The organism is Streptomyces misionensis, assembly GCF_007896895.1.
Taxonomy (GTDB): Bacteria; Actinomycetota; Actinomycetes; order Streptomycetales; family Streptomycetaceae; genus Streptomyces; species Streptomyces misionensis_A.
Window position 1 is genome coordinate 49714 of record NZ_VOGW01000191.1, and the last position, 717, is coordinate 50430.

The window sequence follows — 717 nt, forward strand, 5'->3', positions numbered from 1 at the left end:
GCGTACGCGGAGCACCGCACCGGCTGCCTGGCGCTGGTCACGGACGATCTGCCGGGCGCAGAAACGCTGCTGCGGTCGGCGCTCTCCCGCTACCGCGAGATCGGCGAGCTCAACAGCAACGTCCTCATGGGCCGGGTCGAGCTGGCGATGGCGCGCGCCTTCCGGGGCGATCTGCCGGACGCGGTGCGGCTGTGCGAGGAGGTCCGCCGGGTCTGCGAGGAGCACGGGGAGCGCTGGGCCCGGTCGTACGCGCTGTACGTGCTGGCGTACGCGGCCTGCCGAGGCGGCGCCCCGGAGCGTGCCCGGGAGCTGCTGACCGAGTGCCTGCGCCACGCCCACGCCTTCGACGACCTGCTCGGCACGGTTCTCGCGATCGAGCTCCTCGCCCTGGTGACGGCGGTCGAGGGCGACGCCGCCGAGGCCGCGCTCCTCCAGGGCGCGGCGAGCGGGCTCTGGCCCTCGGTGGGGCTGCCGCTCTTCGGCTCGGCCCACTACGGCGCCCCGCACGCCCAGTGCGAGCAGGTCGCCCGCGGGGCGCTGGGCGACGCCGGTTACGAGGAGTGCGTGCGCCGTGGTGCCCGCCTGGACCGTGCGACGGCCGTGGCCCGGGCCCTCGGCCACCGCGGCGCGACGCCGCCGGCCGCGCTGCCGCCGCCCCGCGGCACGGGGGGGCCGGGCGGGGCGGCGGCCCCCGCGGGGCGCGCCCCGCGCAGGCGG

Annotated in this window: 1 pseudogene; it reads left to right on the forward strand. The window is 78.8% G+C overall.

Features of this window, described 5'->3' with window-relative positions:
• Positions 1–717, forward strand: a pseudogene (locus tag FRZ03_RS34730) (regulator); the annotation flags it as partial.